A 25,127-nucleotide genomic window follows, 5' to 3' on the forward strand; every position below is an offset into this window, starting at 1 on the left:
CCAGTCCCCTTAAGACTGCAAGACGTCTGCCAGACGGTCAAGACGGCCGCGCACGCTGCCATCAATCACCAGGTCACCCGCACGGATAACCACACCTGCCAATACAGACTTATCAATTTTGCAATTCAGCTTAACTTTGCGTGACAGACGTTTTTCCATCGCGGTGCTGATTTTGGTCAGCTGGCTGTCACTCAGCGCACTGGCGGAGATTACATCAACTTCGGCTGTCGCTTCATAAGCGTCACGCAGTTGAATAAATTGCTCCAGTACGTCTGGAAGCGCTGTCAAACGTCCGTTCTCCGCCATTACCTTGATCAGGTTCTGAGCGTGTTCATCAAGTTGATCACCACAGACTGCATTGAAAGAGGCAGATAACGCTTCAGGTGCTAAGGCACCAGAGAGTACTTCTGCCATCTGTTCGTTGCGAGCCACTTCTGCGGCAAACGCCAGCATGGTCTGCCAGCGTTCGATACTTTGATGCTCAACAGCAAAGTCAAAAGCTGCTTTGGCGTAGGGGCGAGCTACAGTAATCAGATCAGACATCAGCCCCTCCCTCCTTACAGTTCAGCGACCAGTTTATCAACGATGTCGCTGTTAGCAGCTTCATCCACGGAACGTTCGATGATTTTCTCGGCGCCAGCTAATGCCAGCAACGCGACCTGTTTACGCAGCTCTTCACGTGCACGTGAGCGCTCGGCTTCAATTTCTGCCTGCGCCTGAGTGACGATGCGGTTACGTTCAGTTTCAGCTTCGGTTTTGGCTTCGTCCAGAATCTGGGCACGGCGTTTGTTCGCCTGCTCGATAATGACCTGAGCTTCTTCCTTCGCTTTTTTCAGCTGGTCGGTCGCATTGGCCTGCGCGAGATCCAAATCTTTCTTCGCGCGTTCAGCAGAAGCAAGGCCTTCAGCAATTTCTTTCTGGCGCTTTTCGATGGCAGCCATGATCGGTGGCCATACGTACTTCATGCAGAACGCGACAAACAGGATGAACGCGATGGCCTGGCCGAGGATTGTTGCGTTAATGTTCACAGCACAATGCCTCTTATTAAGTTAACGTGCTCTGCCGCTATCATCGATAAACGGCAGAATCTGTTCCTCATCACACCAGGTGCCATGAGTGAACAATGGCTACAGGCTTTAGGCGACAGCAAACATCACGTAGAGACCCAGACCAACAGCGATCATCGGGATTGCATCCACCAGACCCATTACAACAAAGAACTGCGTACGCAGCAGAGGGATCAGATCCGGCTGACGCGCTGCGCCTTCCAGGAATTTACCTCCGAGGATGCCGATACCGATCGCAGCACCGATTGCCGCCAGACCCATCATCACAGCGGCAGCCATGTACAGCAGATCCATATTCAGGTTTTCCATGACAGTCTCCAGTTTGTTTCAGTTATGCTTAAGTTGTTGAGAAAAAAATCAATGTTCTTCAGATGCCATCGACAGATAGACAATCGTGAGGACCATGAAAATGAAAGCCTGCAGCGAAATAATCAGGATGTGGAAAATGGCCCATGGCACATTCAGCACCCACTGCGACCACCACGGCAGCAGACCGGCAATCAGGATAAAGATCAGCTCACCCGCATACATGTTGCCGAACAGTCGCAGACCGAGTGAAACCGGTTTTGACAGCAGGCTGACACCTTCAAGAATCAGGTTGATGGGGATGAAGATCGGGTGATTAAAAGGCTGCAGAGTCAGCTCTTTAGCAAAGCCGCCTACCCCTTTCATTTTGATGCTGTAGAACAGAATCAAAATAAATACGCCCAGCGCCATAGATAGCGTGATGTTCACGTCTGCTGACGGCACGACGCGCAGCGCCGGCAGGCCCAGATAGTGCTCACCAATAAACGGCAGCAAATCAATAGGCAGCAGATCCATGAAGTTCATCAGGAAGACCCAGACAAAAATTGTCAGAGCCAGCGGGGCGATAACTTTACTTTTACCGTGGTACATGTCGCGAACGTTGCTATCAACAAAGCCGACAACCAGCTCGATAGCCGCCTGCATTTTCCCTGGCACGCCGCTGGTGACGCTTTTCGCCACGCTGCGGAACAGCACAAGGAATAATACTCCCAGTGCAACAGAGAAAAACATGGAGTCCAGGTTTAACGTCCAGAATGTTGCTGGCGCGTCGTGTGCATTCACCAGCTCGAAAGTACGCAGGTCCATCTGAAGATGCGTCAGATGATGTCCTATGTATTCCTGCGGCGTTGAGATTTCTCCTGCGGCCATGATGCCTCTTACCCTTTGTTGTTAATTACAGCCGGTGCGACGATTTGCACCACCAGCACCGATAACCAGGTGATTGCGAGTGGCCAGAAGACCGCTCCGAACCCACCCAACGCCACAGCGAGAAAAATAACGGTGGCGAACACCTTAAGAACTTCACCCAGGGCGAAACTCCAGGCGACACGCCCTTTAGCCGGTGTTTGATCCTGCAGACGCCAGGCTAAAAACGTGAACAGTATGTTTGGCAGCCAGGCTGCCACACCACCCGCGATAGCAGAGGCGCCCCAGGTGACATCTTTCAGGGCAAACAGCGCACCGATTACGACAAACGTCACCAGCTGGACAACCAGAACGGCTCGGGCTAATTTCACACTGTAAAGAGACACTGACATGACGCTTAACTCTCCTGCCCCGAACGGGGTATGTCGCGTGTCGTATAAGACTGCCTTTGCCGTTTTGAGTCAAGCAGCAAAAGCCGTGCAAATTATACGGGCCGCACCTGCGATTTCAATCGCTAAGTAGCGAAAAGGTGAACAATTATTTAAATTTCTTTCTGAAGGGCTATTTTTCCAAAGATTCATAACCCGGAAAGCCATCAGCGACGTTGCCGTTTTCTGGCTAAAGCGCGATATAAAGCGTGCTGCAGATCACATAATAAACAACCAGACGCTGAAAAATTTACCAGAATGCATAATCCGCACTAATAATCAGGGCATGTTAACCATTTAAAATCATGGTTTTATAAATTTAAATCTGCTTCAGCTCACTCTTTTCCGATAAAAACATCCGGTTGACACTGCGGAAAGAATTAAAATCAAAATAATAATATTGCGCCCGCCGATTTATTGCCGCGTCATATTTCCCTGCGTGATAATCGAAAGCAGAAAACAGCGGTTATCATGTGACATTAGTGGCAATAAAATGTGAATTAATCGTTAAATGTAACAACGCTTTTCGGATAATTACGGCGAAGGATGTTAACGCCTTTCCCCTCCCCTGCCGAATAAAAGCGTTTGTCACCGCGCGTTCAACCGCTGTTTTTTTATTCAGCCCTGACGATGGTTCCGCTGCCAGAAGCTGAATAAAACCCTGCTTTTTGCAGGCTTATTGCTGCGAAATCACCACAAGATGACGCTCGCCTTCCAGTTCAGGAACGCGCAAGGCTTCAATTTTTTCTACGCTAAAGCCTGCTGGCAGCGAAGCGATCTCCTCATCCGGACGCACGCCTTTCAGCGCATAAAAGCGTCCATGCGTTCCGGGCAATGCGCGGCACCAGGTCAGCATATCTTCCAGTGAGGCAAATGCCCGGCTGATGACACCATCAAACGGTGGATCTGCCGGGAACTCTTCAACCCGGCTCTGGACTGGAGTAATGTTAGTGAGTCCTAACTCATGCTGTACCTGACGCAGAAAACGAACCCGCTTACCCAGGCTGTCCAGCAGCGTAAAATGCGCCTGCGGACGGACAATAGCCAGAGGAATGCCCGGCAGTCCTGGTCCGGTCCCTACATCAATAAAGCGCTCCCCCTGCAGATGCGGCTCTACCACCACGCTGTCGAGGATATGGCGTACCAGCATTTGATGCGGATCGCGCACTGAGGTCAGGTTATACGCTTTGTTCCACTTATGCAGCAGCTCCACATAGCCAACCAGCTGCTGTTTTTGTTGATCGGAGAGCGAAATATTTGCTGCGTCAAGCAGCCGGGAGAGTTTGTTAATCACAGCGAGGTTTCCGTTAACAGGGGCAGTCGAAGCTGCCCCGGTGGTCAGTCAGGCGCTTTTACGCAGCAGACCCTGTTTTTTGAGATAGATCAGCAGAATTGAGACCGCAGCTGGCGTGATGCCGGAAATACGCGATGCCTGGCCAATAGAGGACGGCTTATGGTCGTTGAGCTTGGCGATCACTTCGTTTGACAGGCCATTAACCTGACGGTAATCGAGATCGACAGGCAGCAGCGTGTTCTCATTGCGCAGCTGGCGATCTATCTCCTCCTGCTGACGCGCAATATAACCCTCATATTTAACCTGAATTTCAACCTGCTCGGCTGCCTGTTCATCAGGCAGTGCCGGACCATAGTCCGCCAGCGTCATCAGTCGGGCATAGGTCATCTCCGGACGACGCAGCAGATCCTCTGCGCTGGCTTCTTTTGTCAGCGGTGCGCTGATGATGCTGTTTACGTCAGCCACATTCTCTGACTTCGGATGCACCCACAGGCTGCGCAGACGCTGGCGCTCCTGCTCAATCGCCTCCAGCTTCTGGTTATAGCGCGTCCAGCGCGCATCATCGACCAGTCCCAGCTCACGGCCCGTTTCAGTCAGACGCAGATCGGCATTATCTTCGCGCAGCATCAGACGATACTCAGCGCGGGAGGTAAACATGCGGTATGGCTCTTTGGTACCCAGCGTGCAGAGGTCGTCGACCAGCACGCCGAGATAAGCCTGATCGCGGCGCGGTGCCCAGCCCTCTTTGTCCGCAGACTGCCGTGCAGCGTTAAGGCCAGCCAGCAGTCCCTGGGCTGCCGCTTCTTCATAACCGGTGGTGCCGTTGATCTGGCCGGCAAAGAAGAGACCGTGGATAAACTTGCTCTCCAGCGTGGGTTTCAGATCGCGCGGATCGAAGAAATCGTACTCGATAGCATAGCCAGGGCGCACAATGGTGGCGTTCTCCAGCCCTTTCATTGAACGGACAATCTGCATCTGTACATCAAAAGGCAGACTGGTTGAAATTCCGTTCGGGTAAATTTCATTGCTGGTCAGCCCTTCCGGCTCCAGGAAGATCTGGTGGGCGTTGCGATCGGCAAAGCGCATCACTTTATCTTCGATAGATGGGCAGTAACGCGGACCAATCCCCTCAATGACGCCCGCATACATCGGGCTGCGATCGAGATTATTACGGATCACATCATGCGTCTGTTCGTTGGTATAGGTGATCCAGCAGGGAACCTGCTGCGGATGCTGTGCCACGCTGCCCATAAACGAGAACACCGGCATCGGCGTATCACCGTGCTGTGGCGTCAGTACAGAGAAATCGATCGAACGCGCGTCAATGCGCGGTGGCGTACCGGTCTTGAGACGGTTGACGCGCAGCGGCAGCGCCCGCAGCCGTTTTGCCAGCGGGACAGAAGGCGGATCGCCGGCGCGTCCACCGCTGTAATTATCAAGACCGATATGAATTTTGCCATCGAGGAAGGTGCCAACGGTCAGCACCACAGTTTTAGCCCGGAATTTCAGTCCCATTTGCGTGACGGCACCTACTACCCGATCGTTTTCGACGATCAGATCGTCAACCGCCTGCTGGAAGATCATCAGGTTGGGCTGGTTCTCCAGCGCGGTGCGTACCGCCTGGCGGTACAGTACACGGTCTGCCTGAGCACGCGTAGCGCGCACCGCCGGACCTTTGCTGGCGTTTAGTATCCTAAACTGGATACCTGCCTGATCGATTGCCGTGGCCATCAGGCCGCCGAGGGCGTCCACTTCCTTTACCAGGTGTCCTTTCCCGATACCACCGATTGCCGGATTGCAGGACATCTGTCCCAGCGTGTCGATGTTATGCGTGAGTAACAGCGTCTGCTGACCCATTCGGGCGGCCGCCATAGCGGCTTCGGTACCCGCATGACCACCACCGATTACGATGACGTCAAAAGGATCTGGATAAAACATGAAGTGGGTCCTCGTTAAAGTTCAGACAGGGATCGTTGCCCTGGGCGGTGGATTCTACTGAAATTATGGTTCAGGCGAAAGCGGCGGATCCTGCGTGTTTATAGAAAGGATCTTTACTCTTTTATATGATCTTCTTGTTAGATCTCTTATTAGGATCGCCGGTTTCTGTGGATAACGTGGTAAACCCGTTATTTTACATCAGCCTGGGAAGGATCGTTTGCTGTGAAAGATCGGTGATCCTGATCCAGATAAGCTGGGATCAACTTTGCTGGTTATCCACAGATGAAAAAAGCATCAGCGGTTATTCTTGGGATAACTACCGGTTATACGCATGATTCAGGCTGGTTTATCCACAGGAGATCGGAAGGATCCGGAAGAAATACAGTGTAATCGTCTGGGGATCGTCACTATTTCCCGATCCCCTGCCGGTTATGATCCGTCAGATCTGCTCAATCCAGCCAGCGACCCAGGCTTCAGCGGCATCTTCCGGTATTTCATGCTCAAGCATGTCGATTTCCAGCCGTTCCCCGATGCGCGTTGCGCCCAGCGCGATCAGCTGAGCCTCCAGGGTTTTTATTGCGCCACAGAAAAGATCGTATTCGCGGTTGCCGATGCCTGCTGCGCCAAAGCGCACGGCGGAAAGATCGGGCTTTTCAGTCTGCAGCGCCTCATAAAAGGGCAGCAGATTGTCCGGCAATTCACCGGCGCCGTGTGTGGACGTTACCACCAGCCAGATACCTGAATCAGGCACCTCATCAAGCGCCGGGCCGTGCAGTACGCTGGTTTTGAAGCCCGCATCCTGCAGCTTCTCTTCTAAATGTTCTGCGACATATTCGGCACTGCCAAGGGTACTGCCGGTGATTAAGGTAATATCAGCCATGATCGTCTCCCGCACTAAAGGCAGGCATTGTACGCTGTGATCAAGCCGTGATCCACCTGTGGAAAACAGGGTTAATAAAAGAAAGCATCCGCCGACAAACCGGATACCGCGCCGGATCGCTGCTGCATAACTTTATGCACAGGCTGGTGCGGTTCAGGGCTTGATGGTACGCATGATCGGGTTTTGCAGCGAGATCAGCGTCTCAGTGGACTGGATCTCATCAATAGTCTGGATCTTGTTGATCAGCACCTGCTGCAGCGCATCGATAGATCGGCACATGACCTTAATAAAGATGCTGTAGTGACCGGTGGTATACCAGGCTTCAACCACCTCATCCAGCGCTTCAAGCTTGCTGAGCGCTGCCGGATAGTCTCGTGCGCTCTTCAGAATGATGCCAATAAAGCAGCAAACATCGAATCCCAGCTGGCGTGGATCGATTTCCACGCGCGTACCGAGAATAATGCCGGCCTGACGCATTTTCTCAACGCGGACATGAATAGTGCCGGGGCTGACATTGAACTGCTTTGCCAGCTCTGCGTAAGCCGTGCGGGCGTTCTCCAGCAGCGCATTGAGTATGCCGCGGTCGAGATTATCCAGTTGCAGATGTTCTGCCATCATCCTTCCTCTTAAATTCGTCTTCGCTGAACAGAGGTGAATGTGCAGGAATTTAGCGGGGCAGGCAAGATGCAGACTGCGGGCATGCCGCAGTCTGCACGCTTTTAGCGCTTACGCCAGAGCGTAAGCTGCGCCTGAGTATGCTGAAACTTGCGTGCGGTTTCGCGGATCACAAAGGGAACATCCTGCGGCGGCGCGATTTCATCAAACTCGTCGCGCAGAAGGCGCTGCAGTGCCTGGCAGGTGGTCAGCGCTTCGCCGTTTTCACGGATACCGCCCAGCCAGTTCTCTTTCGGCGTGAACTCCTCAAGCCAGGTGTAAGGTGAAGAGATCGCCAGCACGCCGCCCTGACGGATCATCGGTGCGATATCCTGCAGGAAACGCTTTGGCTGACGCAGACGATCAATCAGATTGGCGGCCAGCACCAGATCGTACCGATCCGGCTGCGGCTTCAGGTTGCAGGCGTCACCCTGAACGAATTGGATCCGCTCCGCCTGCTGCCGGTCAGTGCCGATCTCCTTCAGGCGCACCTGGCGATACGCCACCAGCTCGCCCTCCTCCGGTACCACGTAGCGGAAATCCTCACCGGAGGTGAGCTGCAGCGCCACGTCGATAAAGCGTGCGGAGTAGTCCATGCCGGTAACGGCAGCAAAGTGACGCGCCAGAGCAAAGCTGGCGCGACCGGTGGCACAGCCGATATCCAGCGCATGCTCGCGCTGATGGCAGTGCGGCAGCACCAGCTCAATCAGTTTTTCGGCATAATTTTCCACGCCGTAGTAGCCAGGCCCGTACTGGAAATCGAGATACTGCGACACCATGCCGTCGGTTTCATACGGGTTAAGCTGCATACTCTCCTGATGCGCTGACACCACGTAACGGAAGCCGGCATGCTGGAAAAAGTGGCGGCGAAACGCGTAGCGCGACGATTTTAACGCCTCGTTACCGGTTGAGATCCAGCTGCCGCCTTTGATGATGGCATGCTTGCCGTCAAAGGTAGGCGTGGAAAAATCGTCATACAGCGGATGGACGCGAAATCCTTCAAAGCCATTAATGGGCGTGGTGGTCCACTGCCAGACGTTCCCCACCAGATCAAAGAACGCGCCCTGGGAAAAATGATCCACCGGACAGGAGGAGGCCCAGTACGCGAGATTGATATTACCGGGTGCCTGCTCCCAGTCTGGCTGATCGCCGCTGACCTGTTCGCGCAGCAGCATATATTCCGCCTCACATGGCAGCTGAATTGTCTTACCGCTTTTGTCTGCCAGCCAGCGGCAGAAGGCGGCCGCTTCCAGCTGATTAACTTCAGCCGGCCAGTCCCACGGCATCGGGACTTCCTGCGTCATCAGGCGCAGGCGCAGCGCGTCAGGTTGGGTGATATCACCGACCCAGAAAGCAGGCATCTGCGCCCCGGCAAATGTCCGCCAGCCCTCTCCCTCTTCATCCCACCAGCGCGCCGTCTGATAGCCACCGGCAGCGACAAACTGATAAAACTCCGCGTTGCTGACCAGCATTTTGCTGGCCTGGAAGGGGCCGAGCTCGGTTTTCTGATGGCCATACTCATTGTCCCAGCCATAAGTCTCATCCGTTTTTCCCTGCAGCACCGATCCACCCGCCAGCGCAATCAGACTGTTTTCCGGCACCGCGGCGCGATCGTGACGCGCCAGCGGGCAGGCAGGCCAGACGGGCTGCGGCTGCACCCACTCCAGCGGCAGCTGGCGGATCAGCACGCTGGAGGTTTCCAGATGGATGCGCTCATGCTCAATGCCCATCAGGATCACCCAGGCCGGACTCTCCCAGCCGATCGGCAGCTCAAGCGGCATCGTACGGATAAAATCAGTCACCAGCGCTTTCACTTTGCCGCGGTAGTCGCGCACTTCTGCCACACCGGGCCAGTCGTAGTGGGCGTCATTGAGATCGTCCCAGCTCATCTCATCCACACCAATCGCCATCATCGCCTCAATGCGCGCGTCAACACGCCGATCGAGATAGCGTCCAGCCATCAGCTTGTTGATATAGAAAGATGCGGTATGGCCAAAATAGAAAATCAGCGGATGGCGCAGCGAAATCGCTTTATTAAACCAGGCGCGCTCATCGCTCAGGCAGTCGAACAGGCTTTCATACAGCGTCCAGGTCTGAGTGAAATAGGTGAGCAGTTCGGCACGTTTCTCTTCAGCGGTGCCACCGGAAAGGCGCAGGGTGCGGGTCGGAGCAGGCAGCTGGCAGGGCAGATCGGCGATTGTCACAGTGAACTCCATAAAGCTGAATAAACACAGCGGGTCATTCACTATAGCAAACAGGCGTGTCTGTCAGATGAATCAGCGCGTCCAGCGACGCAGCAGGCGGCTTTTCAGCCCGGTATCGAAGCGCCAGATATGATCGAAGATGCGCAGAATGCCGGGTTTGCCATGCGCTGACATCGCCACGGCGTGAAACCGCTGCTGCTGCATCCGCTGTCGCTGCTTTATGGTCTTAATCAGCTCTTCCGGCAGGCGCTGGGCGATAAAGTCCGACACGATCACCGCGTCTGCCTCCTGCCACTGGCTGCCTTCCATGCGCTGCACCACGGCACTCAGGCAGGCCGTCAGATCGGTACCGCCGCGAAAACGCTGGCTGAGAAAACGAATCGCCTGTTCAATGCCGTTATCGGCGGTCAGCTCATAGCCGACCACCTCATGGGCAAACAGCATAATGTAGCAGCGACGCCGATCTGCCAGGGCGATTTTCAGCAGCGCAAGGCAAAAGGCCTTGGCGCAGCGTTCATTAAACCCGCCCATAGAGCCGGACGTATCCACGCAGACAATAAACGGACCGCGCGGCTCTGTTTCATGCTGCTGATGGCTCACCGGCCGCAGCGCGGTTTTTTCGTGCCAGGCATCACCCTGCAGGCGATAGGTCAGCAGGCGTTTTTCTACCAGACGCCGGTAAAATTCCAGCTCCAGTTCACTGATACTGAGCGCGGCCAGTTCCGGCGGCAGCAGGCGCAGCACATCATCGCTCTGATGAATGCCGCTGACCTCTTCCGGCACGTTATCTGGCTCATGCACCAGCTGATGAAACGCTTCCAGCGGCGCATCGCGTGACGGCACCGATTTGGCTTCGCGGCTGCGGCCCAGCTGCTGCGCCAGCTGCATCAGCTCCGGCTGCTGCGCCAGAAACGCACCATATTGCACAATTAGTGTGTAGTCGCCTGGCTGCAGCGAGGCTTTGCTGAGATCCCACAGCCGGCCGGCGGCGGCCTCATCTTCATCGCTCAGCACCGGCGCCAGCTGGCCGCTCAGCGCCATACGCTGCTGCAGTTCCGCCAGCAGCCGTTCACGCTGCGCCTCCAGCAACGTTTCATTCAGCGTCAGCGTCTGCAGCGTCAGGCTCAGTCGCCAGCGCTGCAGGAACAGCCGGTGCTGCGCGTTGCTCAGTTCCGGGCCTTCATTACGCTGCAGCAGCGTCCCGGCTTCGGTGAGAAAAGGGGATGGCAGCTTCTGCAGCTGCTCAAGGAGGTGCGGCAGTTGAGCGCTGAAATCACGGCTGCTGAGCAGCTGTAACCGCTCAAACAGCTGAAACTCCTGCGCCAGCACGGCGGGCACGGGCGTCGATCTCATCTGCCCGGCGATTTCAGCGCGCCAGCGCGGCAGATCGCGCAGCATCGCCTGCTTCATGCGGGGAAATTTTTCGAAAAACAGCGTCAGCTGCGGTGTGGCCAGCAGCGCCAGAATCAGCTCATCAATCAGCTCCGTTTCACCAATTGAGAGCAGTGTGCTGAGCGTCTCCAGCGAGATCATTTCCGCGCCTGTTTTAGCTGCTCGGCGACATCCTGCAGGCTGGTCTCAATGCGTGCCAGCCAGTCATCGCTGATAAACAGGCAGCGCTGATGCTGGCTGAACAGCGCCCGCTGCGCCCGCAGGCGGGCCTCAAGCGCATCATATTCATCAACGATTTCCGGCGGCAGCGCCTGCAGGCTCGCCGCTCCGGGCAGCGTCAGGCGCGCAGACTGCAGGCTGACATCGCGTAGCGTCAGGCAGTGATGGGTATCGACCATCAGATCGAGTGGCTGTGCAAAGCCGATGCCGTTCAGCTTGCCGCGTATATCTCCGCCTTTCAGCAGCCACTGTACCAGGGCCTCACGGCTTACCACTATATGGCTGACCTGCATATCGTGCAGCGTCAGCGGCTGCTGCAGCATCAGGGTCAGCTGTTCGCCGGCAACCGACTCCGGCAGCTCATAATGTGGCTTACGGCTGAACATGCCGCTGTGTTTCTCCAGCGTCAGCGCCTGCGCCACGCTCTGCTGCTGCTGCAGTGCCAGACGCTGCGCATTGATCTGCTGCAGCCGGTGCAGCATCGCCTGCTGCTGCCAGGCGTGCTGCGTCATCAGCGCATCCATTTCCCGGTCCAGCAGCGTCATCGAAGCGATGTCGTGCCAGAGGCAATCTTTGAGCAGAACCAGATCGATAGGCGCAATCGCCGTGCGCCCGCTGTAAAAGGCGCTGGCCTGCAGCAGATGAATCGCTTTTTTCCAGCGGCGGTCAGAGATGTAGGGCGCATCCGGCAGGTTTTCCAGCTGCTGACGCAGCTGATAGATAAGCTCAAACACATCGTCAGGCAGCTTTACCTGACTGATGCCCTTTTGCCACTGCAGATACTCTTCATCGCTGATGCAGAGCGACTCCGCGACCGGATTGACGTTCTCATCCTGCTGGTGGGTCAGCATGCTGCGAAAATTTTGCTTCTCATGTACGTTATCGAGCCACAGGCGGATAAGCATGCGGTCATAGAGCGCTTCAAGGCCGCTGTCAGCTTCCGGCAGCTCGTTTGAGGCGGTCACCAGCAGACGCATCGGGATCGCCTCTTCGCAGTCGCCGTTCCGGAAGCGGCGTTCGTTAATGGCGGTCAGCAGCGTGTTCAGAATGGCCGGACCCGCTTTCCAGATCTCATCCAGAAAGACGATCTCCGCATCCGGCAGATAGCCTCTGGTCAGACGCTGATAGCGGCCCTCATCTTTCAGTGCCTGAATCGACAGCGGGCCAAACACCTCTTCCGGCGTGGAGAAACGGGTCATCAGATATTCAAACGCACGGGCGTGCTGGAAAGCATATTTAAGGCGACGGGCAATCAGGCTTTTGGCAATGCCGGGCGGGCCGAGCAGAAAAACGCTTTCGCCGCTTAACGCTGCCAGCAGGCAGAGGCGAATGGCATGGTGCCGTTCATACAGCCCTTTTTCCAGCGCATTACTCAGTCGGGAAATTCTTTCTGCCAACAGATGGGGTTGAGCCATAATCACATCATTGTCCTTCTGAACCTGGTGCCGTTACGGTCTGGCGAGCGCAATACTCTACTGTTTATCATGCTTGAATGCGTTGATAGCCGTCAGCTTTTTTGTTTCAGAAGGTTGTGGCAGCACAACGTGCAGTTTTCAGCCCGTTTTCTGCAGGATTTTCGGCGAAAAAGCAGAGTACGCTGCGTATTATCATCAGCGCTGTCTGTTGGTTTCTGCCAATTATGTGCATACTGTGCGCTTTTTGATGGCCTGAGTCGCAACGGCTCCAACACAAGACACCCTATGAGCTCGGATAAGAAACAGTCTCTTAGCGCCGTCACGCTGGCTGCAATCGGCGTGGTCTATGGCGACATTGGCACCAGCCCGCTGTATACCTTACGTGAATGCCTTTCCGGCCAGTTCGGCTTTGGCGTTGAACGCGAAGCGGTATTCGGCTTTTTATCGCTGATCTTCTGGCTGCTGATTCTGGTGGTTTCGCTGAAATATATCAGTTACGTCATGCGCGCGGACAATGCGGGTGAAGGCGGAATTCTGACGCTGATGTCGCTCGCGGGTCGTCACACCGGCGCGCGTGCCACAGCCGTTCTGGTGATCATGGGGCTGATCGGCGGCAGCTTCTTTTATGGTGAGGTGGTGATCACCCCGGCCGTATCCGTGCTCTCAGCGATTGAGGGACTGGAGATTGCCGCGCCCGGTCTCGACACCTGGATCGTCCCGCTGGCGATCGCCGTGCTGACGCTGCTGTTTATAATCCAGAAACAGGGCACCGGTATCGTAGGCAAGCTGTTTGCGCCGGTTATGCTGGTATGGTTTCTGGTGCTGGCCGTGCTGGGCGCGCGCAGCATCCTGAATAATCCTGATGTACTGCACGCGATGAATCCTTACTGGGCGCTGCACTTCTTTGTTCAGTATAAGTCGGTCTCCTTTTTTGCGCTGGGTGCGGTGGTACTGGCGATCACCGGCGTCGAAGCGCTTTATGCGGACATGGGACACTTCGGCAAATTTCCGATCCGTCTGGCGTGGTTTGTGGTGGTGCTGCCTTCGCTGGTGCTGAACTATTTTGGCCAGGGTGCGCTGCTGCTGGCGCATCCGGAAGCGATAAAGAACCCGTTTTTCCTGCTGGCACCGGACTGGATGCTGATCCCGATGCTGCTGCTCGCTACGCTGGCGACGGTTATCGCCTCACAGGCGGTGATCTCCGGCGTCTTTTCCCTGACGCGTCAGGCGGTGCGGCTCGGTTATCTGCCGCCGATGCGCATTGTTCACACCTCTGAAGAGGAGTCAGGACAGATCTATATCCCGGTCATTAACTGGCTGCTCTACGCCGCGGTGGTGATTGTGATTGTTGGTTTTGAGCACTCCAGTAATCTGGCGGCGGCCTACGGCATTGCCGTGACCGGCACTATGGTGCTGACGGCGATCCTCTGCGCCACGGTGGCGATCCAGAACTGGCACTGGAATCGCTATCTGGTCATGCTGATGCTGGCCGCGATGCTCTGCATTGATGTGTCGCTGTTCTCCGCTAACCTGATCAAAGTCTTCTCCGGCGGCTGGCTGCCGCTGACGCTGGCGCTGATGATGTTCATCATCATGACGACCTGGAAAAGTGAGCGCTTTCGTCTGCTGCGCCGCATGCATGAGCACGGCAATTCGCTCGATGCGATGATCGCTTCACTGGAGAAATCACCGCCGGTACGCGTATCGGGTACGGCGGTATATATGTCGCGTGCGCTGAACGTGATCCCTTTCGCGATGCTGCATAACCTCAAGCACAACAAAGTGCTGCATGAGCGCGTGGTGCTGCTGACGCTGCGTACGGAAGATTCACCCTATGTGCATAACGTACGCCGGGTCACCATTGAACAGCTGTCGCCTACGTTCTGGCGCGTGGTGGCGAGCTACGGCTGGCGCGAGACGCCAAACGTGGAGGAGATTTTTCACCGCTGCGGGCTGGAGGGGCTTAACTGCCGGATGATGGAGACCTCATTCTTTATGTCGCATGAATCGCTGATCATCGGTAAACGGCCCTGGTATCTGCGCCTGCGCGGCAAACTGTTCCTGACGCTGCAGCGTAACGCGCTGCGCGCGCCGGATCAGTTTGAAATCCCGCCTAACCGTGTTATCGAGCTGGGTACGCAGGTCGAGATTTAGCGCCGCTGCGTTGCCGGATTAGCGTGATGCGCAGCCCCTGCGGCACGGCGTGACTGAAGTGCAGCTGCAGGTCGTGCAGCTGCGCAATATTTTTCACAATCGACAGCCCCAGGCCGCTGCCGTTCTGTGTTTGGCCGGGCGGGCGCCAGAAGCGTTCGCCGAGCCGCGCCAGCTGCTCGTCCGATACGCCCGCACCATTATCTTCTATCACTATGCTGTCCGTCCCCAGCCGCAGCGCTATCCGGCTCTGTGCCGGCGCATAGCGCAGCGCATTATCCAGCAGATTACGTATCATCAGGCCCAGCAGCAGCGGATGACCGTTCATCACCGGCGCAGCATCGCTGGTCAGTGTTATCTCTGTCTGCTGCGCGGCGGCCTGCGGCAGATGTTCAGCGACCAGCGCCTGCAGTAGCGGGAGCAGCGCGACCGGCTGAAATTCACTGCGCAGATCGTCCGCTTCAACGCGCGACAGCGTCAGCAGCTGATCCACCAGCCGGGTCGCACGGATAATACCGCTATCGAGCTGCTGCAGCGCCCGCCGTCGCACCTGCTCATCATCTTCGGCCAGCTGGATCACCTCACTTTGCACGCGCAGGGCAGCCAGCGGGCTGCGCAGTTCATGGGCGGCATCGGAGGTGAAGCGACGCTCGCGCTGTACCAGCTGCGCCGTGCGTCCGAAGAGATCGTTGAGCGCCGCTACCAGCGGCTGTACCTCACGCGGCAGATGCGTAACCGGCAGCGTGGTCGCGTCATCCGGCGCACGCTGCTGCAGCCGGTGCGCCAGCTGCTTCAGCGGCCGCAGTTCATACCACACCAGCAAGAGCAGCAGCAGCAGCATAAACGGCATCGCGACAAGCCACGGCAGCAGGGCGGCGGACGCCAGATCGAGCGTCATATCATCCCGGTACTCCTGCTCCTGCCCCACTACCACGCGATACTGTTTATCGGGTGACGTCAGCCAGAGCAGACGCCAGCGCTCATCGTCGTCACGCAGCTGCCCGTCACGAAAGCCGTCGCGTCGCGTATCGAACGATAACCCGCGCCCGTTCTCGCCGTCGTTGAGCAGCGGCGTACCGTCGGTGCGGAACACCGCAAATGCCAGAGCGTCATCATCCTGATCGCCGCGGTGATGGCGTAAAAGGGCTTTGGTTCGGGGTAATACAGCCTGATGCAGGCTGGTGGGATCGAGCGCCAGCAGCCGTTTGGCAAACAGCATCTGCTGGGTATCAAACAGTTCATTAACCGTGTCGCGCGTCTGCTGCCATGCGCTCCAGCCGGCGCTGGCACCGCACAGCAGGATCAGCAGCACAAAGCCGATCGCCAGCCGGACAAACAGGCTCATTCTGCCGCTCCCAGCGTATAGCCAATACCGTGCACGGTGCGGATAAACTGGCTGCCCAGCTTTTTGCGCAGATGATGAATATGTACCTCAACCGCGTTGCTGGAGACATCGTCATCCCAGCTGTAGAGCTTCTCTTCAAGCTGGCTGCGCGTCAGCACCTGAGCCGGATGTCGCAGAAACAGCTCCAGCAGCGCCAGTTCGCGGCTTTTCAGTTCAAGCGGTTCGCCATTGAGCAGAACGCTGTGGCTGGCGGGCTGCATGACAACATTGCCGTGCCGCAGCTCCGGCTGCAGCTGACCATGCCGCCGGCGGATCAGCGCCTGCAGGCGCGCAGCCACTTCGGTGAGGGCGAACGGTTTGCAGAGATAGTCATCGGCGCCCAGCTGTAAACCCTGTACGCGCTGGTCCAGCGCGTCGCGCGCGGTGAGGATCAGCACCGGAATATCCGCGCCTGCAGCGCGCCACTGGCGCAGGATCTCCAGCCCGTCGCGTTCCGGCAGCGACAGATCCAGCACCACTGCATCCCAGGGCGCTGCGCTCAGCGCCTGACATCCGGCCTCACCGGATATAAACCAGTCGACGCTGAATCCCAGTTTTGTCAGGCCAACCTTCAGCCCGTCGCCAATCAGCGTGTCATCTTCAATCAACAGAATTCGCATTGTGCTCTCCCCCGGCTACAGGCGAGTTATACGAAGCCCGTCCGGGCTTGTACAGGCCAGCAGCGCGATTTTCAGCTATTTTTCACGCAACGATAAAAAACAGCGCTCCTTAAGATCCTGTTAAGAACTCTCTGGTCTACTGCTGATATTCCACCTGTTCACAGAAATGAGGTAACTAATGAAAACACGTATCGCGTTACTGACCCTGATTGCCCTGGCCACCGCACCGGTACTTGCTGCGCCGCAGGGCGGCTTTATGGATCCCGCTGCGCCAGCCGCACAAAGTAATCAGGCGGGCGGTTTTAAAGCGGGCGAAGCCAGCGTCGTGACGGTAAAACAGGCTGAAGAGATGAAAGATGACAGCTGGATCACCGTGCGCGGGACGCTGGAAAAGCAGACTGGCGATGAAGATTATCTGTTCCGCGACAGCAGCGGCACCATGAAAGTGGAAATTGACCACAAGCGCTGGAACGGCGTGACCATTACGCCAAAAGATCGCGTCGAACTGACGGGCGAGCTGGATAAAGATTTCAATGCCACTGAGCTTGATGTGAAACAGGTTCGCAAACTGCCATAAGCACACTGTGAAGCCACTGCCTGAGTGGCTTCATTCATTCTGATGGGCCCATATCATCCTGCTCCCTGCCTCTCTGTACTCCCTTACCCAAATTTTTTCCGGCTGACAGCGAAACGTTTCGATGGCGATCACACTTCCGTGATGGTGTCATTGCGTTACTATACTGCTTTTATACACTGCTCCACAGCGAAACGTTTCGCTGTGGAGTGGATGAAATGAAAAAAGGTCGCCTGTTACACGCTGAACTCTCTCATGTGATTGCCCGCCTCGGGCATACTGATACGCTGACTATTGCGGACGCGGGCCTGCCTGTTCCGCACGGCCCCCGGCGTATTGACCTGGCGTTAACGCCCGGTACGCCCGGATTTTTACAGGTTGTGGAGGTAGTCACACAGGAGATGCAGGTAGAAAGCGCCCTGATTGCGGAGGAGATAAAAGAACATAATCCGCAGCTTCACAGCCAGCTGCTCGCCGTGCTCGAAGCGTTGCAACAGCACCAGGGGAATAGCATCACCGTCCGTTACATCAGTCATGAACAGTTCAAACAACAGACGCAGTGCAGCCAGGCGGTCATTCGCAGCGGAGAGTGTTCTCCGTATGCGAATGTCATCCTGAGCGCCGGCGTCACCTTCTGAGGCCGCTATGCAACCCTTACTGCAACTTAAAGGAATCGAAAAGTCGTTTCCTGGCGTAAAGGCGCTGAATGGTGCCTCGCTGGCGGTCTACCCGGGGCGCGTTATGGCGCTGGTGGGCGAAAACGGGGCCGGTAAATCCACCATGATGAAGGTGCTGACCGGCATCTACACCATGGACGCCGGCTCGCTGCAGTGGCTGGGCGAACCTGTTGCGTTCTCCGGCCCAAAGGCGTCGCAGGAGGCAGGCATCGGCATTATTCACCAGGAGCTTAATCTGATCCCGCAGCTGAGCGTGGCGGAGAATATTTTCCTGGGCCGGGAGTTTATAAACCGGTTTGGCCGTATCGACTGGAAAAAGATGCATTGTGAGGCAGAGGCGCTGCTTAAGCGTCTTAACCTGCGTTTCAGCAGCCACAAACTGGTGGGCGATCTCTCAATTGGCGATCAGCAGATGGTAGAGATTGCCAAAGTACTGAGTTTTGAATCACGCGTCATCATCATGGATGAGCCGACGGATGCGCTGACGGATACCGAAACGCTGTCGCTGTTTCACGTTATTAACGAACTGAAAGCGCAGGGGTGCGGCATTGTCTATATCTCGCACCGTATGAAAGAAATTTTTGAGATCTGCGATGACGTAACCGTATTCCGTGACGGGCAGTTTATTGCCGAGCGCGCCGTCAGCGATCTGAGCGAAGAGCAGCTGATTGAGATGATGGTGGGACGCAAGCTGGAAGATCAGTATCCCCATCTCGATCAATCGCCCGGTGAAATCCGCCTGCAGGTTGAAAAGCTCTGTGGCTCAGGCGTGGAGGATGTCAGCTTTACCCTGCGCAAAGGCGAAATTCTGGGGATTTCAGGGCTGATGGGGGCCGGGCGCACTGAGCTGATGAAAGTGCTGTATGGCGCCCTGCCGCGCCGCAGCGGCAGCGTCACGCTGAATGGCCGTACTGTGACCGTACGTTCGCCGCAGGAGGGGCTCGCCAGCGGTATCGTTTATATCTCTGAAGATCGTAAGCGTGACGGACTGGTGCTCGGAATGTCGGTAAAAGAGAACATGTCGCTGACGGCGCTGCGCTATTTCAGCCACGCCGGCGGTAACCTGAAACATGCGGAAGAGCAGCTGGCGGTAGGCGATTTTATCCGCCTGTTCAATGTAAAGACGCCCTCAATGATGCAGCCAATTGGCCTGCTCTCCGGCGGTAATCAGCAAAAGGTGGCGATTGCCCGCGGCCTGATGACCCGTCCGGACGTGCTGATCCTGGATGAACCCACGCGCGGTGTCGATGTAGGTGCCAAAAAAGAGATTTATCAGTTAATTAATCAGTTCAAAGCGGAAGGGCTGAGCATCATTCTGGTGTCATCGGAAATGCCGGAAGTGCTGGGCATGAGCGATCGCATTCTGGTGATGCATGAAGGCCATATCAGTGGCGAATTTTCCCGCGAGCAGGCTACCCAGGAATCCCTGATGGCGGCGGCGGTCGGTAAGCAACACAGCGAGGATTTAGTCGTATGAGTACCCAAACCCTACCCGCCAGCCGCCGCTGGTTCAGCAAAAGCTGGCTGCTGGAGCAGAAGTCACTGATTGCGCTGATTGTGCTGATCGCCGTGGTCGCCAGCCAGAGCCCGAACTTCTTTACGCTGGCCAACATGTTCAACATTCTGCAGCAGACCTCGGTCAACGCCATTATGGCAGTGGGCATGACGCTGGTGATCCTGACGTCAGGCATCGACCTGTCAGTGGGATCGCTGCTGGCGCTTACCGGTGCGGTTGCCGCGTCTATTGTCGGCATGGAGGTCAATGCGCTGGTTGCCGTTGCCGCTTCTCTGGCGCTGGGCGCGTTTATTGGCGGCATCACCGGCGTGATAGTCGCGCGCGGCAGGGTGCAGGCGTTTATCGCCACGCTGGTAATGATGCTGCTGCTGCGCGGTGTCACCATGGTCTATACCGACGGCAGTCCGGTTAATACCGGCTTCAGTGAAAACGCCGATCTGTTTGGCTGGTTCGGTATTGGTCGCCCGCTGGGGATCCCGACGCCGGTATGGCTGATGGCACTGGTATTCGCGCTGGCGTGGTACATGCTGCATCACACCCGCCTCGGTCGCTATATTTATGCGCTGGGCGGTAATGAAGCCGCTACCCGTCTGTCAGGTATCAGCGTTAACCGCGTCAAAATTACCGTCTATGCGCTGAGCGGACTGCTGGCAGCGCTGGCAGGCACGATTGAAGTGGCCCGTCTCTCCTCAGCACAGCCTACGGCTGGCACCGGTTATGAACTGGATGCGATTGCGGCTGTGGTCCTGGGCGGCACCAGCCTGGCAGGTGGTAAAGGCCGTATTATGGGTACGCTGATTGGCGCGCTGATTCTGGGCTTCCTGAATAATGGCCTGAACCTGATGGGCGTATCTTCCTACTACCAGATGATTGTTAAAGCCGTCGTGATTTTACTGGCGGTGCTGGTAGATAACAAAAGCAGTAAATAACTCTGACCCTCACACAGGATCCTGTAAATGAAAAAATTAACTGCACTGGCCGTCATTCTTGGTGCCACCCTGAGTGCCGGCGCAATGGCCAAGGATACGATTGCGCTGGTGGTTTCTACCCTCAATAACCCCTTCTTTGTCTCGCTTAAAGATGGCGCTCAGAAAGAAGCGGACAAGCTTGGCTACAACCTGGTGGTGCTGGACTCCCAGAACAACCCGGCAAAAGAGCTGGCTAACGTGCAGGATCTGACCGTTCGCGGCACTAAGCTGCTGCTGATCAACCCGACAGATTCCGACGCTGTTGGCAACGCCGTAAAAATGGCTAACCAGGCAAATATCCCGGTGATCACGCTGGACCGTATGGCAGCACAGGGCAAGGTAGTGAGCCACGTCGCCTCTGACAACCGCTTTGGCGGTAAAATGGCGGGCGATTTTATTGCGAAAAAAGTGGGTGACGGCGCAAAAATCATTGAGCTGCAGGGCATCGCCGGCACATCAGCCGCACGCGAGCGCGGTGAAGGTTTCAAGCAGGCCGCTGATGCGCACAAATTTGCTATTCTTGCCAGTCAGCCGGCTGACTTCGATCGTACTAAAGGGCTGAACGTGATGCAGAACCTGCTGCAGGCGCATCCGGATGTGCAGGCGGTGTTTGCACAAAACGATGAGATGGCGCTGGGTGCGCTGCGTGCGCTGCAGACCGCCGGTAAAACCGATGTGCTGGTGGTTGGATTTGATGGTACGGCTGACGGCGTGAAAGCGGTAGAGTCCGGTAAACTGACCGCAACCGTGGCGCAGATGCCGGATAAGATTGGTATGATTGGCGTGGATACCGCAGACAAAGTGCTGAAAGGTGAAAAAGTGCAGGCGATCAACCCGGTTGACCTGAAACTCGTCACTAAATAAAACCAAAGAAAAGCGTGGCCTCGCGTCACCCTCAGGGTGACGCAACTTCCTGGATCTCTCCCTATGAGTAAATGCGCAAAACTGGCGGTAATGGGCAGCATCAACGCCGATCATATCCTGAACCTGAGTCACTTCCCGCGCCCCGGTGAAACCGTTATCGGTAAGGCGTATCAGATTGCGTTTGGCGGCAAAGGCGCTAATCAGGCGGTGGCAGCCGGACGCGCGGGTGCTGATATCGCCTTTATCGCCTGTGTAGGTGGCGATGACACGGGCGAACGCATCTGTGAACAGCTGCAGCGCGACAATATTGATATCACGCCGGTTGAAGCCATCCCGTCAGAGGCAACCGGCGTGGCGATGATCTTCGTCAACGGTGAAGGTGAAAACAACATCGGCATTTATGCCGGCGCGAACGCCGCGCTGACGCCAGACTATGTACGGCGTCATCAGCAGGTGATCGCTGACGCTGAGGCGCTGCTGATGCAGCTGGAATCCCCGCTGGAAAGCGTGCTGACGGCAGCGCAGCTTGCGCGACAGCACGGCACGCAGGTGATCCTCAATCCGGCCCCTGCGACCAGGCTGACGGATGAATTGCTGGCACAGATTGACATCATTACGCCTAACGAAACCGAAGCGGAGATCCTGACCGGGATTGCCGTTACCAGTGACGCTGAGGCCGCACAGGCAGCGCAGGTGCTGCATGCCAAAGGGATCCGCACCGTGCTGATTACGCTGGGGCGGCGCGGCGTATGGCTGAGCGAACAGGGTAACGGCGAGCGCATTCCTGGTTTTAACGTACAGGCCGTTGACACCATTGCCGCAGGTGACACCTTCAACGGTGCTTTTATTACCGCGCGGCTGGAAGGCATGACGATGCATGATGCGGTACGGTTTGCGCATGCGGCAGCGGCGATTGCCGTGACGCGGCCCGGCGCTCAGCCTGCTGTACCGTGGCGCCGCGAAATCGACGCTTTCCTGCAGCAACAGGAATAAGCGCTTGGCTACCATGAAAGATGTTGCCCGTCAGGCGGGCGTCTCCACCTCTACCGTTTCGCATGTGATCAATAACAATCGCTTTGTCAGCGAGCAGGTGCGCGAAAAGGTTGAACAGGCCATCCGTGAGCTGAACTATGCCCCTTCGGCGCTGGCGCGCAGCCTGAAGATCAGGCAGACGCGTACTATCGGTATGTTACTGACGGCCAGCAGCAACCCTTTCTATGCTGAGGTCGTGCGCGGCGTGGAAAACAGCTGTTACGAACGCGGCTATAGCCTGATCCTGTGCAATACCGAAGGGGATGAAGAGCGCATGAATCGCAGCCTGGAAACGCTGATGCAAAAGCGCGTGGATGGCCTGCTGCTGATGTGCACGGAGACGCATCTGCCTTCGGCTGAGATCCTGAATCGTTATCCCTCGGTGCCGATGGTAATGATGGACTGGGCACCGTTTGAAGGACGGGGCGATATCATTCAGGATAATGCCTTACTGGGCGGCGAAATGGCGACCCGCCATCTGATTGAACGAGGCTACCGGCGTATTGCCTGTATTGCGGGACCGCAGGACAAAACGCCGGCGCGACTTCGTCTTGAAGGCTTTCATAAAGCGATGGCGGCGCACGGTTTAACGGTACCTGATGGGTATGTGGTTGACGGCGACTTTGAGTTCCAGGGCGGATTCAATGCCATGACGCAGTTGCTGGCGCTGGAGCCGGTACCGGAGGCGGTGTTTACCAGTAACGATGCGATGGCCGTTGGCGTCTATCACGCGTTGTATCAGGCGGGCCTGCAGGTACCGCAGGATATTGCGGTTATGGGATATGACAACATCGAACTGGCCCGCTATCTGACACCGCCGCTGACCACGGTACATCAGCCAAAAGATGAGCTGGGCGAGCTGGCTATCGATACATTGATTCACCGCATGGGCGCGCCCGACGCCAGTCAGCAAACGCTGGTGCTGACGCCGGAGCTGGTGGAACGCGGTTCTGTTTAAGCCGCTTTCTTTTTCTTTTCCCGGTTGGCGATCAGGTTACGGCCGTCGCCGGGCCGCAGTAACAGAAACGCGGCGGCAGACAGCACGGTAATGACGCCCATCGTCAGAAACGTAGCGTGGAACTGCTGCACGGTCGTACTTTCAAAATCCTGGTAAAAGCGCAGCACCGCCGCGCTGACCGCAACACCAAAGCTGATAGAAACCTGCTGCGTTACCGCCAGTACGCTGTTGCCACCGCTGGCGTTGTCATCATTCAGATCGGCCAGCGTAATCGTGTTCATCGCGGTGAACTGCGTTGACATTGCCATGCCCAGCACAAACAGCGCTATCAGCAGCATAACTGCGCCCTCACCCGGCGACTGCAGCGAGAAGCTGGCGATCAGGATACCGATAATGATGGTGATGCCCACCAGGGTCCGGCGATAGCCAAAGCGGCGCAGCACCTGCGTCACCGTCGATTTGGCCAGCAGTGAGCCTACCGCCGTAGGCCCCATCATGCAGCCTGCAATAATTGCCGGATAGCCAAAGCCCACCTGCAGCATCAGCGGCATCAGAAAGGGAATACAGCCGGTTCCGAGACGCGCCGCAATATTGCCGAGGATACCGACAGAAAATGTACGGGTGCGGAACATAGGCAGACCGATCAGCGGTGCGGGATGGCGCCGCGCATGTACTATATAAAGAAGCAGCAGTGCAAAGCCGCCAAACAGCACCAGTAGCGCCTGCCATGATGCAACAATGCGCTCGCCGAAAAGCTCAATGCCCACTGAGATCAGCACCAGCCCCAGGCCGAAGAGAAGAAAGCCGGAAAAATCGAAGCGGCGCTTGGGCGTTGTGAAATCCGGCATATATTTACGCGCGTAAAAAATACCGGCAATACCAATGGGAATATTGATCAGGAAAATCCAGTGCCAGCTGGCGTAGGTAACCAGCAGGCCTCCCAGCATCGGTCCGAGGATAGGCCCGACCAGACCCGGCATGGTCACAAAGTTAAGCACCGGCAGCAGTTCACTGCGCGGATAGGCACGCAGCAGAGCCAGACGCGCCACCGGCATCATCATGGCACCGCCCACGCCCTGCACAATGCGTGACACCACCAGAATAGTCAGCGAGCCCGACAGGGCACAGGCCAGCGATCCCAGCGTAAACAGTGAAACGGCAATAATAAAAATACGGCGCGTGCCAAATCGATCGGCCAGCCAGCCGCTGACGGGTATCAGCATAGCGACAGTCAGGGTATAGCTGATAACGGCGGACTGCATAGCAAGGGGGGAGCGTTCAAGGCTGGTGGCAATGGCCGGCAGCGCTGTATTAAGAATGGTTGCGTCGAGTGCCTGCATAAAAAACGCCATTGCGGCTATCCACGGCAAGCCAGCCATACTGCGCGCAGAACGAATCATTGAAAATCCTTCTATTGGTGGTGCTGGCAAACAGCATTATCAGAAAAGAATAGCATTGCAGTTACAGGCGATGACGTTGATTTGTGCCTCTTACGAGGCCATTTTGGCCATTAATTGGTCATATAATGCCTGCTTTTAGCGCTTTCGCTCAAAAAAGAGACGCTCAGCTATTTTTTTGCAATAAACACTTGTCACCCGGCGAGAACTCCCTATAATGCGCCACCACTGAGACGGCAAAGCGGCAACGCAGACGGGCTCAGCAGGGCGTGAAGCGATTCACCCCGCCGGAGAAAAACGCTGAAAAAAGTGGTTGACTCCG

The 25,127-nt window shown here is 56.4% G+C and carries 23 protein-coding genes; 8 read left to right on the forward strand and 15 right to left on the reverse strand.

The window, feature by feature from the left end; genetic code table 11:
• Positions 1 to 9: 9 nt before the first annotated feature.
• The 12 genes from atpH to ravA form a co-directional block, all read right to left on the reverse strand.
• A complete protein-coding gene (gene atpH, locus B4056_RS07825; protein WP_039381423.1) occupies positions 10 to 543 on the reverse strand; it encodes a F0F1 ATP synthase subunit delta in 534 nt (177 codons plus the stop codon).
• Positions 544 to 557: 14 nt separating this feature from the next.
• Positions 558 to 1,028, reverse strand: a complete 471-nt coding sequence (atpF, locus tag B4056_RS07830) for a F0F1 ATP synthase subunit B (protein WP_039381418.1) — start codon at positions 1,026 to 1,028, stop codon at positions 558 to 560.
• A 108-nt stretch (positions 1,029 to 1,136) separates the two neighbouring features.
• Positions 1,137 to 1,376: a F0F1 ATP synthase subunit C gene (gene atpE, locus B4056_RS07835; RefSeq protein ID WP_003849523.1), complete on the reverse strand. Its 240-nt coding sequence runs from the start codon at positions 1,374 to 1,376 to the stop codon at positions 1,137 to 1,139.
• A 48-nt stretch (positions 1,377 to 1,424) separates the two neighbouring features.
• Positions 1,425 to 2,243, reverse strand: a complete 819-nt coding sequence (gene atpB / locus B4056_RS07840) for a F0F1 ATP synthase subunit A (RefSeq protein WP_039381416.1) — start codon at positions 2,241 to 2,243, stop codon at positions 1,425 to 1,427.
• 8 nt (positions 2,244 to 2,251) lie between these two features.
• Entirely contained in the window at positions 2,252 to 2,632 is a 381-nt protein-coding gene (gene atpI / locus B4056_RS07845; RefSeq protein ID WP_039381414.1) for a F0F1 ATP synthase subunit I, read from the reverse strand.
• 712 nt (positions 2,633 to 3,344) lie between these two features.
• Complete coding sequence (gene rsmG / locus B4056_RS07850) at positions 3,345 to 3,962, reverse strand: 16S rRNA (guanine(527)-N(7))-methyltransferase RsmG (RefSeq protein ID WP_071668258.1); 618 nt, start codon at positions 3,960 to 3,962, stop codon at positions 3,345 to 3,347.
• Positions 3,963 to 4,010: 48 nt separating this feature from the next.
• Positions 4,011 to 5,900, reverse strand: coding sequence for a tRNA uridine-5-carboxymethylaminomethyl(34) synthesis enzyme MnmG (gene mnmG / locus B4056_RS07855; RefSeq protein ID WP_288654323.1), 1,890 nt, complete (start codon positions 5,898 to 5,900; stop codon positions 4,011 to 4,013).
• Between the two features lie 439 nt (positions 5,901 to 6,339).
• Complete coding sequence (gene mioC / locus B4056_RS07860) at positions 6,340 to 6,780, reverse strand: FMN-binding protein MioC (RefSeq protein ID WP_039381406.1); 441 nt, start codon at positions 6,778 to 6,780, stop codon at positions 6,340 to 6,342.
• Positions 6,781 to 6,933: 153 nt separating this feature from the next.
• The gene (gene asnC, locus B4056_RS07865; protein WP_039381403.1) at positions 6,934 to 7,395 is read right to left on the reverse strand and encodes a transcriptional regulator AsnC; all 462 of its coding nucleotides are present in this window, start codon (positions 7,393 to 7,395) and stop codon (positions 6,934 to 6,936) included.
• A gap of 104 nt (positions 7,396 to 7,499) precedes the next feature.
• Positions 7,500 to 9,638, reverse strand: coding sequence for a 5-histidylcysteine sulfoxide synthase (gene ovoA, locus B4056_RS07870; protein WP_288654324.1), 2,139 nt, complete (start codon positions 9,636 to 9,638; stop codon positions 7,500 to 7,502).
• Positions 9,639 to 9,710: 72 nt separating this feature from the next.
• Positions 9,711 to 11,171 carry an ATPase RavA stimulator ViaA gene (gene viaA, locus B4056_RS07875; RefSeq protein WP_094111669.1) on the reverse strand — a complete coding sequence of 487 codons (1,461 nt, stop codon included), beginning with the start codon at positions 11,169 to 11,171 and terminating at the stop codon, positions 9,711 to 9,713.
• Complete coding sequence (gene ravA, locus B4056_RS07880) at positions 11,168 to 12,664, reverse strand: ATPase RavA (RefSeq protein ID WP_288654326.1); 1,497 nt, start codon at positions 12,662 to 12,664, stop codon at positions 11,168 to 11,170. Before ravA ends, viaA begins: the two co-directional genes overlap by 4 nt.
• Before the next feature lie 285 nt (positions 12,665 to 12,949).
• Here ravA and kup point away from each other — a divergent pair, with 285 nt between their 5' ends.
• Positions 12,950 to 14,818 (forward strand): low affinity potassium transporter Kup, encoded by a 1,869-nt coding sequence (gene kup, locus B4056_RS07885; protein WP_039381392.1) that lies wholly within the window; start codon positions 12,950 to 12,952, stop codon positions 14,816 to 14,818.
• Here kup and qseC read toward each other — a convergent pair.
• Together qseC and qseB are read right to left on the reverse strand one after the other, a co-directional pair.
• Complete coding sequence (gene qseC / locus B4056_RS07890) at positions 14,787 to 16,160, reverse strand: quorum sensing histidine kinase QseC (RefSeq protein ID WP_094111667.1); 1,374 nt, start codon at positions 16,158 to 16,160, stop codon at positions 14,787 to 14,789. The genes kup and qseC overlap by 32 nt on opposite strands.
• Entirely contained in the window at positions 16,157 to 16,819 is a 663-nt protein-coding gene (gene qseB, locus B4056_RS07895; protein ID WP_071668262.1) for a quorum sensing response regulator transcription factor QseB, read from the reverse strand. Before qseB ends, qseC begins: the two co-directional genes overlap by 4 nt.
• 178 nt (positions 16,820 to 16,997) lie before the next feature.
• Here qseB and B4056_RS07900 point away from each other — a divergent pair, with 178 nt between their 5' ends.
• From B4056_RS07900 to rbsR, 7 genes are all read left to right on the forward strand, one after another.
• Positions 16,998 to 17,396, forward strand: a complete 399-nt coding sequence (locus tag B4056_RS07900; protein WP_094111666.1) for a YgiW/YdeI family stress tolerance OB fold protein — start codon at positions 16,998 to 17,000, stop codon at positions 17,394 to 17,396.
• Between the two features lie 215 nt (positions 17,397 to 17,611).
• Complete coding sequence (gene rbsD / locus B4056_RS07905; protein ID WP_039381382.1) at positions 17,612 to 18,031, forward strand: D-ribose pyranase; 420 nt, start codon at positions 17,612 to 17,614, stop codon at positions 18,029 to 18,031.
• Between the two features lie 7 nt (positions 18,032 to 18,038).
• Entirely contained in the window at positions 18,039 to 19,547 is a 1,509-nt protein-coding gene (gene rbsA, locus B4056_RS07910; RefSeq protein ID WP_288654328.1) for a ribose ABC transporter ATP-binding protein RbsA, read from the forward strand.
• Positions 19,544 to 20,515, forward strand: a complete 972-nt coding sequence (gene rbsC, locus B4056_RS07915; RefSeq protein WP_039381378.1) for a ribose ABC transporter permease — start codon at positions 19,544 to 19,546, stop codon at positions 20,513 to 20,515. Before rbsA ends, rbsC begins: the two co-directional genes overlap by 4 nt.
• A gap of 27 nt (positions 20,516 to 20,542) precedes the next feature.
• Entirely contained in the window at positions 20,543 to 21,418 is an 876-nt protein-coding gene (gene rbsB, locus B4056_RS07920; protein WP_039381376.1) for a ribose ABC transporter substrate-binding protein RbsB, read from the forward strand.
• A 63-nt stretch (positions 21,419 to 21,481) separates the two neighbouring features.
• Complete coding sequence (rbsK, locus tag B4056_RS07925) at positions 21,482 to 22,411, forward strand: ribokinase (RefSeq protein WP_094111663.1); 930 nt, start codon at positions 21,482 to 21,484, stop codon at positions 22,409 to 22,411.
• A gap of 13 nt (positions 22,412 to 22,424) precedes the next feature.
• Positions 22,425 to 23,408 carry a ribose operon transcriptional repressor RbsR gene (gene rbsR, locus B4056_RS07930; RefSeq protein WP_039381369.1) on the forward strand — a complete coding sequence of 328 codons (984 nt, stop codon included), beginning with the start codon at positions 22,425 to 22,427 and terminating at the stop codon, positions 23,406 to 23,408.
• Here the strand turns inward: rbsR and mdtD are convergent.
• The gene (gene mdtD, locus B4056_RS07935; RefSeq protein WP_094111661.1) at positions 23,405 to 24,808 is read right to left on the reverse strand and encodes a multidrug transporter subunit MdtD; all 1,404 of its coding nucleotides are present in this window, start codon (positions 24,806 to 24,808) and stop codon (positions 23,405 to 23,407) included. The two genes, rbsR and mdtD, sit on opposite strands and share 4 nt — an antisense overlap.
• Positions 24,809 to 25,127 lie beyond the last annotated feature (319 nt).

Origin of the sequence: Pantoea sp. UBA7232 (genome assembly GCF_002473195.1) — a bacterium.
Taxonomy (GTDB): domain Bacteria; phylum Pseudomonadota; class Gammaproteobacteria; order Enterobacterales; family Enterobacteriaceae; genus Pantoea; species Pantoea eucrina.

Coding starts and splice junctions, on each gene's coding strand:
- atpH (WP_039381423.1), bottom strand. CDS start 543: ATGTCTGATCTGATTACTGTAGCTCGCCCCTACGCCAAAGCAGCTTTT.
- atpE (WP_003849523.1), bottom strand. CDS start 1,376: ATGGAAAACCTGAATATGGATCTGCTGTACATGGCTGCCGCTGTGATG.
- atpB (WP_039381416.1), bottom strand. CDS start 2,243: ATGGCCGCAGGAGAAATCTCAACGCCGCAGGAATACATAGGACATCAT.
- atpI (WP_039381414.1), bottom strand. CDS start 2,632: ATGTCAGTGTCTCTTTACAGTGTGAAATTAGCCCGAGCCGTTCTGGTT.
- mnmG (WP_288654323.1), bottom strand. CDS start 5,900: ATGTTTTATCCAGATCCTTTTGACGTCATCGTAATCGGTGGTGGTCAT.
- mioC (WP_039381406.1), bottom strand. CDS start 6,780: ATGGCTGATATTACCTTAATCACCGGCAGTACCCTTGGCAGTGCCGAA.
- asnC (WP_039381403.1), bottom strand. CDS start 7,395: ATGGCAGAACATCTGCAACTGGATAATCTCGACCGCGGCATACTCAAT.
- viaA (WP_094111669.1), bottom strand. CDS start 11,171: ATGATCTCGCTGGAGACGCTCAGCACACTGCTCTCAATTGGTGAAACG.
- ravA (WP_288654326.1), bottom strand. CDS start 12,664: ATGGCTCAACCCCATCTGTTGGCAGAAAGAATTTCCCGACTGAGTAAT.
- kup (WP_039381392.1), top strand. CDS start 12,950: ATGAGCTCGGATAAGAAACAGTCTCTTAGCGCCGTCACGCTGGCTGCA.
- qseC (WP_094111667.1), bottom strand. CDS start 16,160: ATGAGCCTGTTTGTCCGGCTGGCGATCGGCTTTGTGCTGCTGATCCTG.
- qseB (WP_071668262.1), bottom strand. CDS start 16,819: ATGCGAATTCTGTTGATTGAAGATGACACGCTGATTGGCGACGGGCTG.
- B4056_RS07900 (WP_094111666.1), top strand. CDS start 16,998: ATGAAAACACGTATCGCGTTACTGACCCTGATTGCCCTGGCCACCGCA.
- rbsD (WP_039381382.1), top strand. CDS start 17,612: ATGAAAAAAGGTCGCCTGTTACACGCTGAACTCTCTCATGTGATTGCC.
- rbsA (WP_288654328.1), top strand. CDS start 18,039: ATGCAACCCTTACTGCAACTTAAAGGAATCGAAAAGTCGTTTCCTGGC.
- rbsC (WP_039381378.1), top strand. CDS start 19,544: ATGAGTACCCAAACCCTACCCGCCAGCCGCCGCTGGTTCAGCAAAAGC.
- rbsB (WP_039381376.1), top strand. CDS start 20,543: ATGAAAAAATTAACTGCACTGGCCGTCATTCTTGGTGCCACCCTGAGT.
- rbsK (WP_094111663.1), top strand. CDS start 21,482: ATGAGTAAATGCGCAAAACTGGCGGTAATGGGCAGCATCAACGCCGAT.
- rbsR (WP_039381369.1), top strand. CDS start 22,425: ATGAAAGATGTTGCCCGTCAGGCGGGCGTCTCCACCTCTACCGTTTCG.
- mdtD (WP_094111661.1), bottom strand. CDS start 24,808: ATGATTCGTTCTGCGCGCAGTATGGCTGGCTTGCCGTGGATAGCCGCA.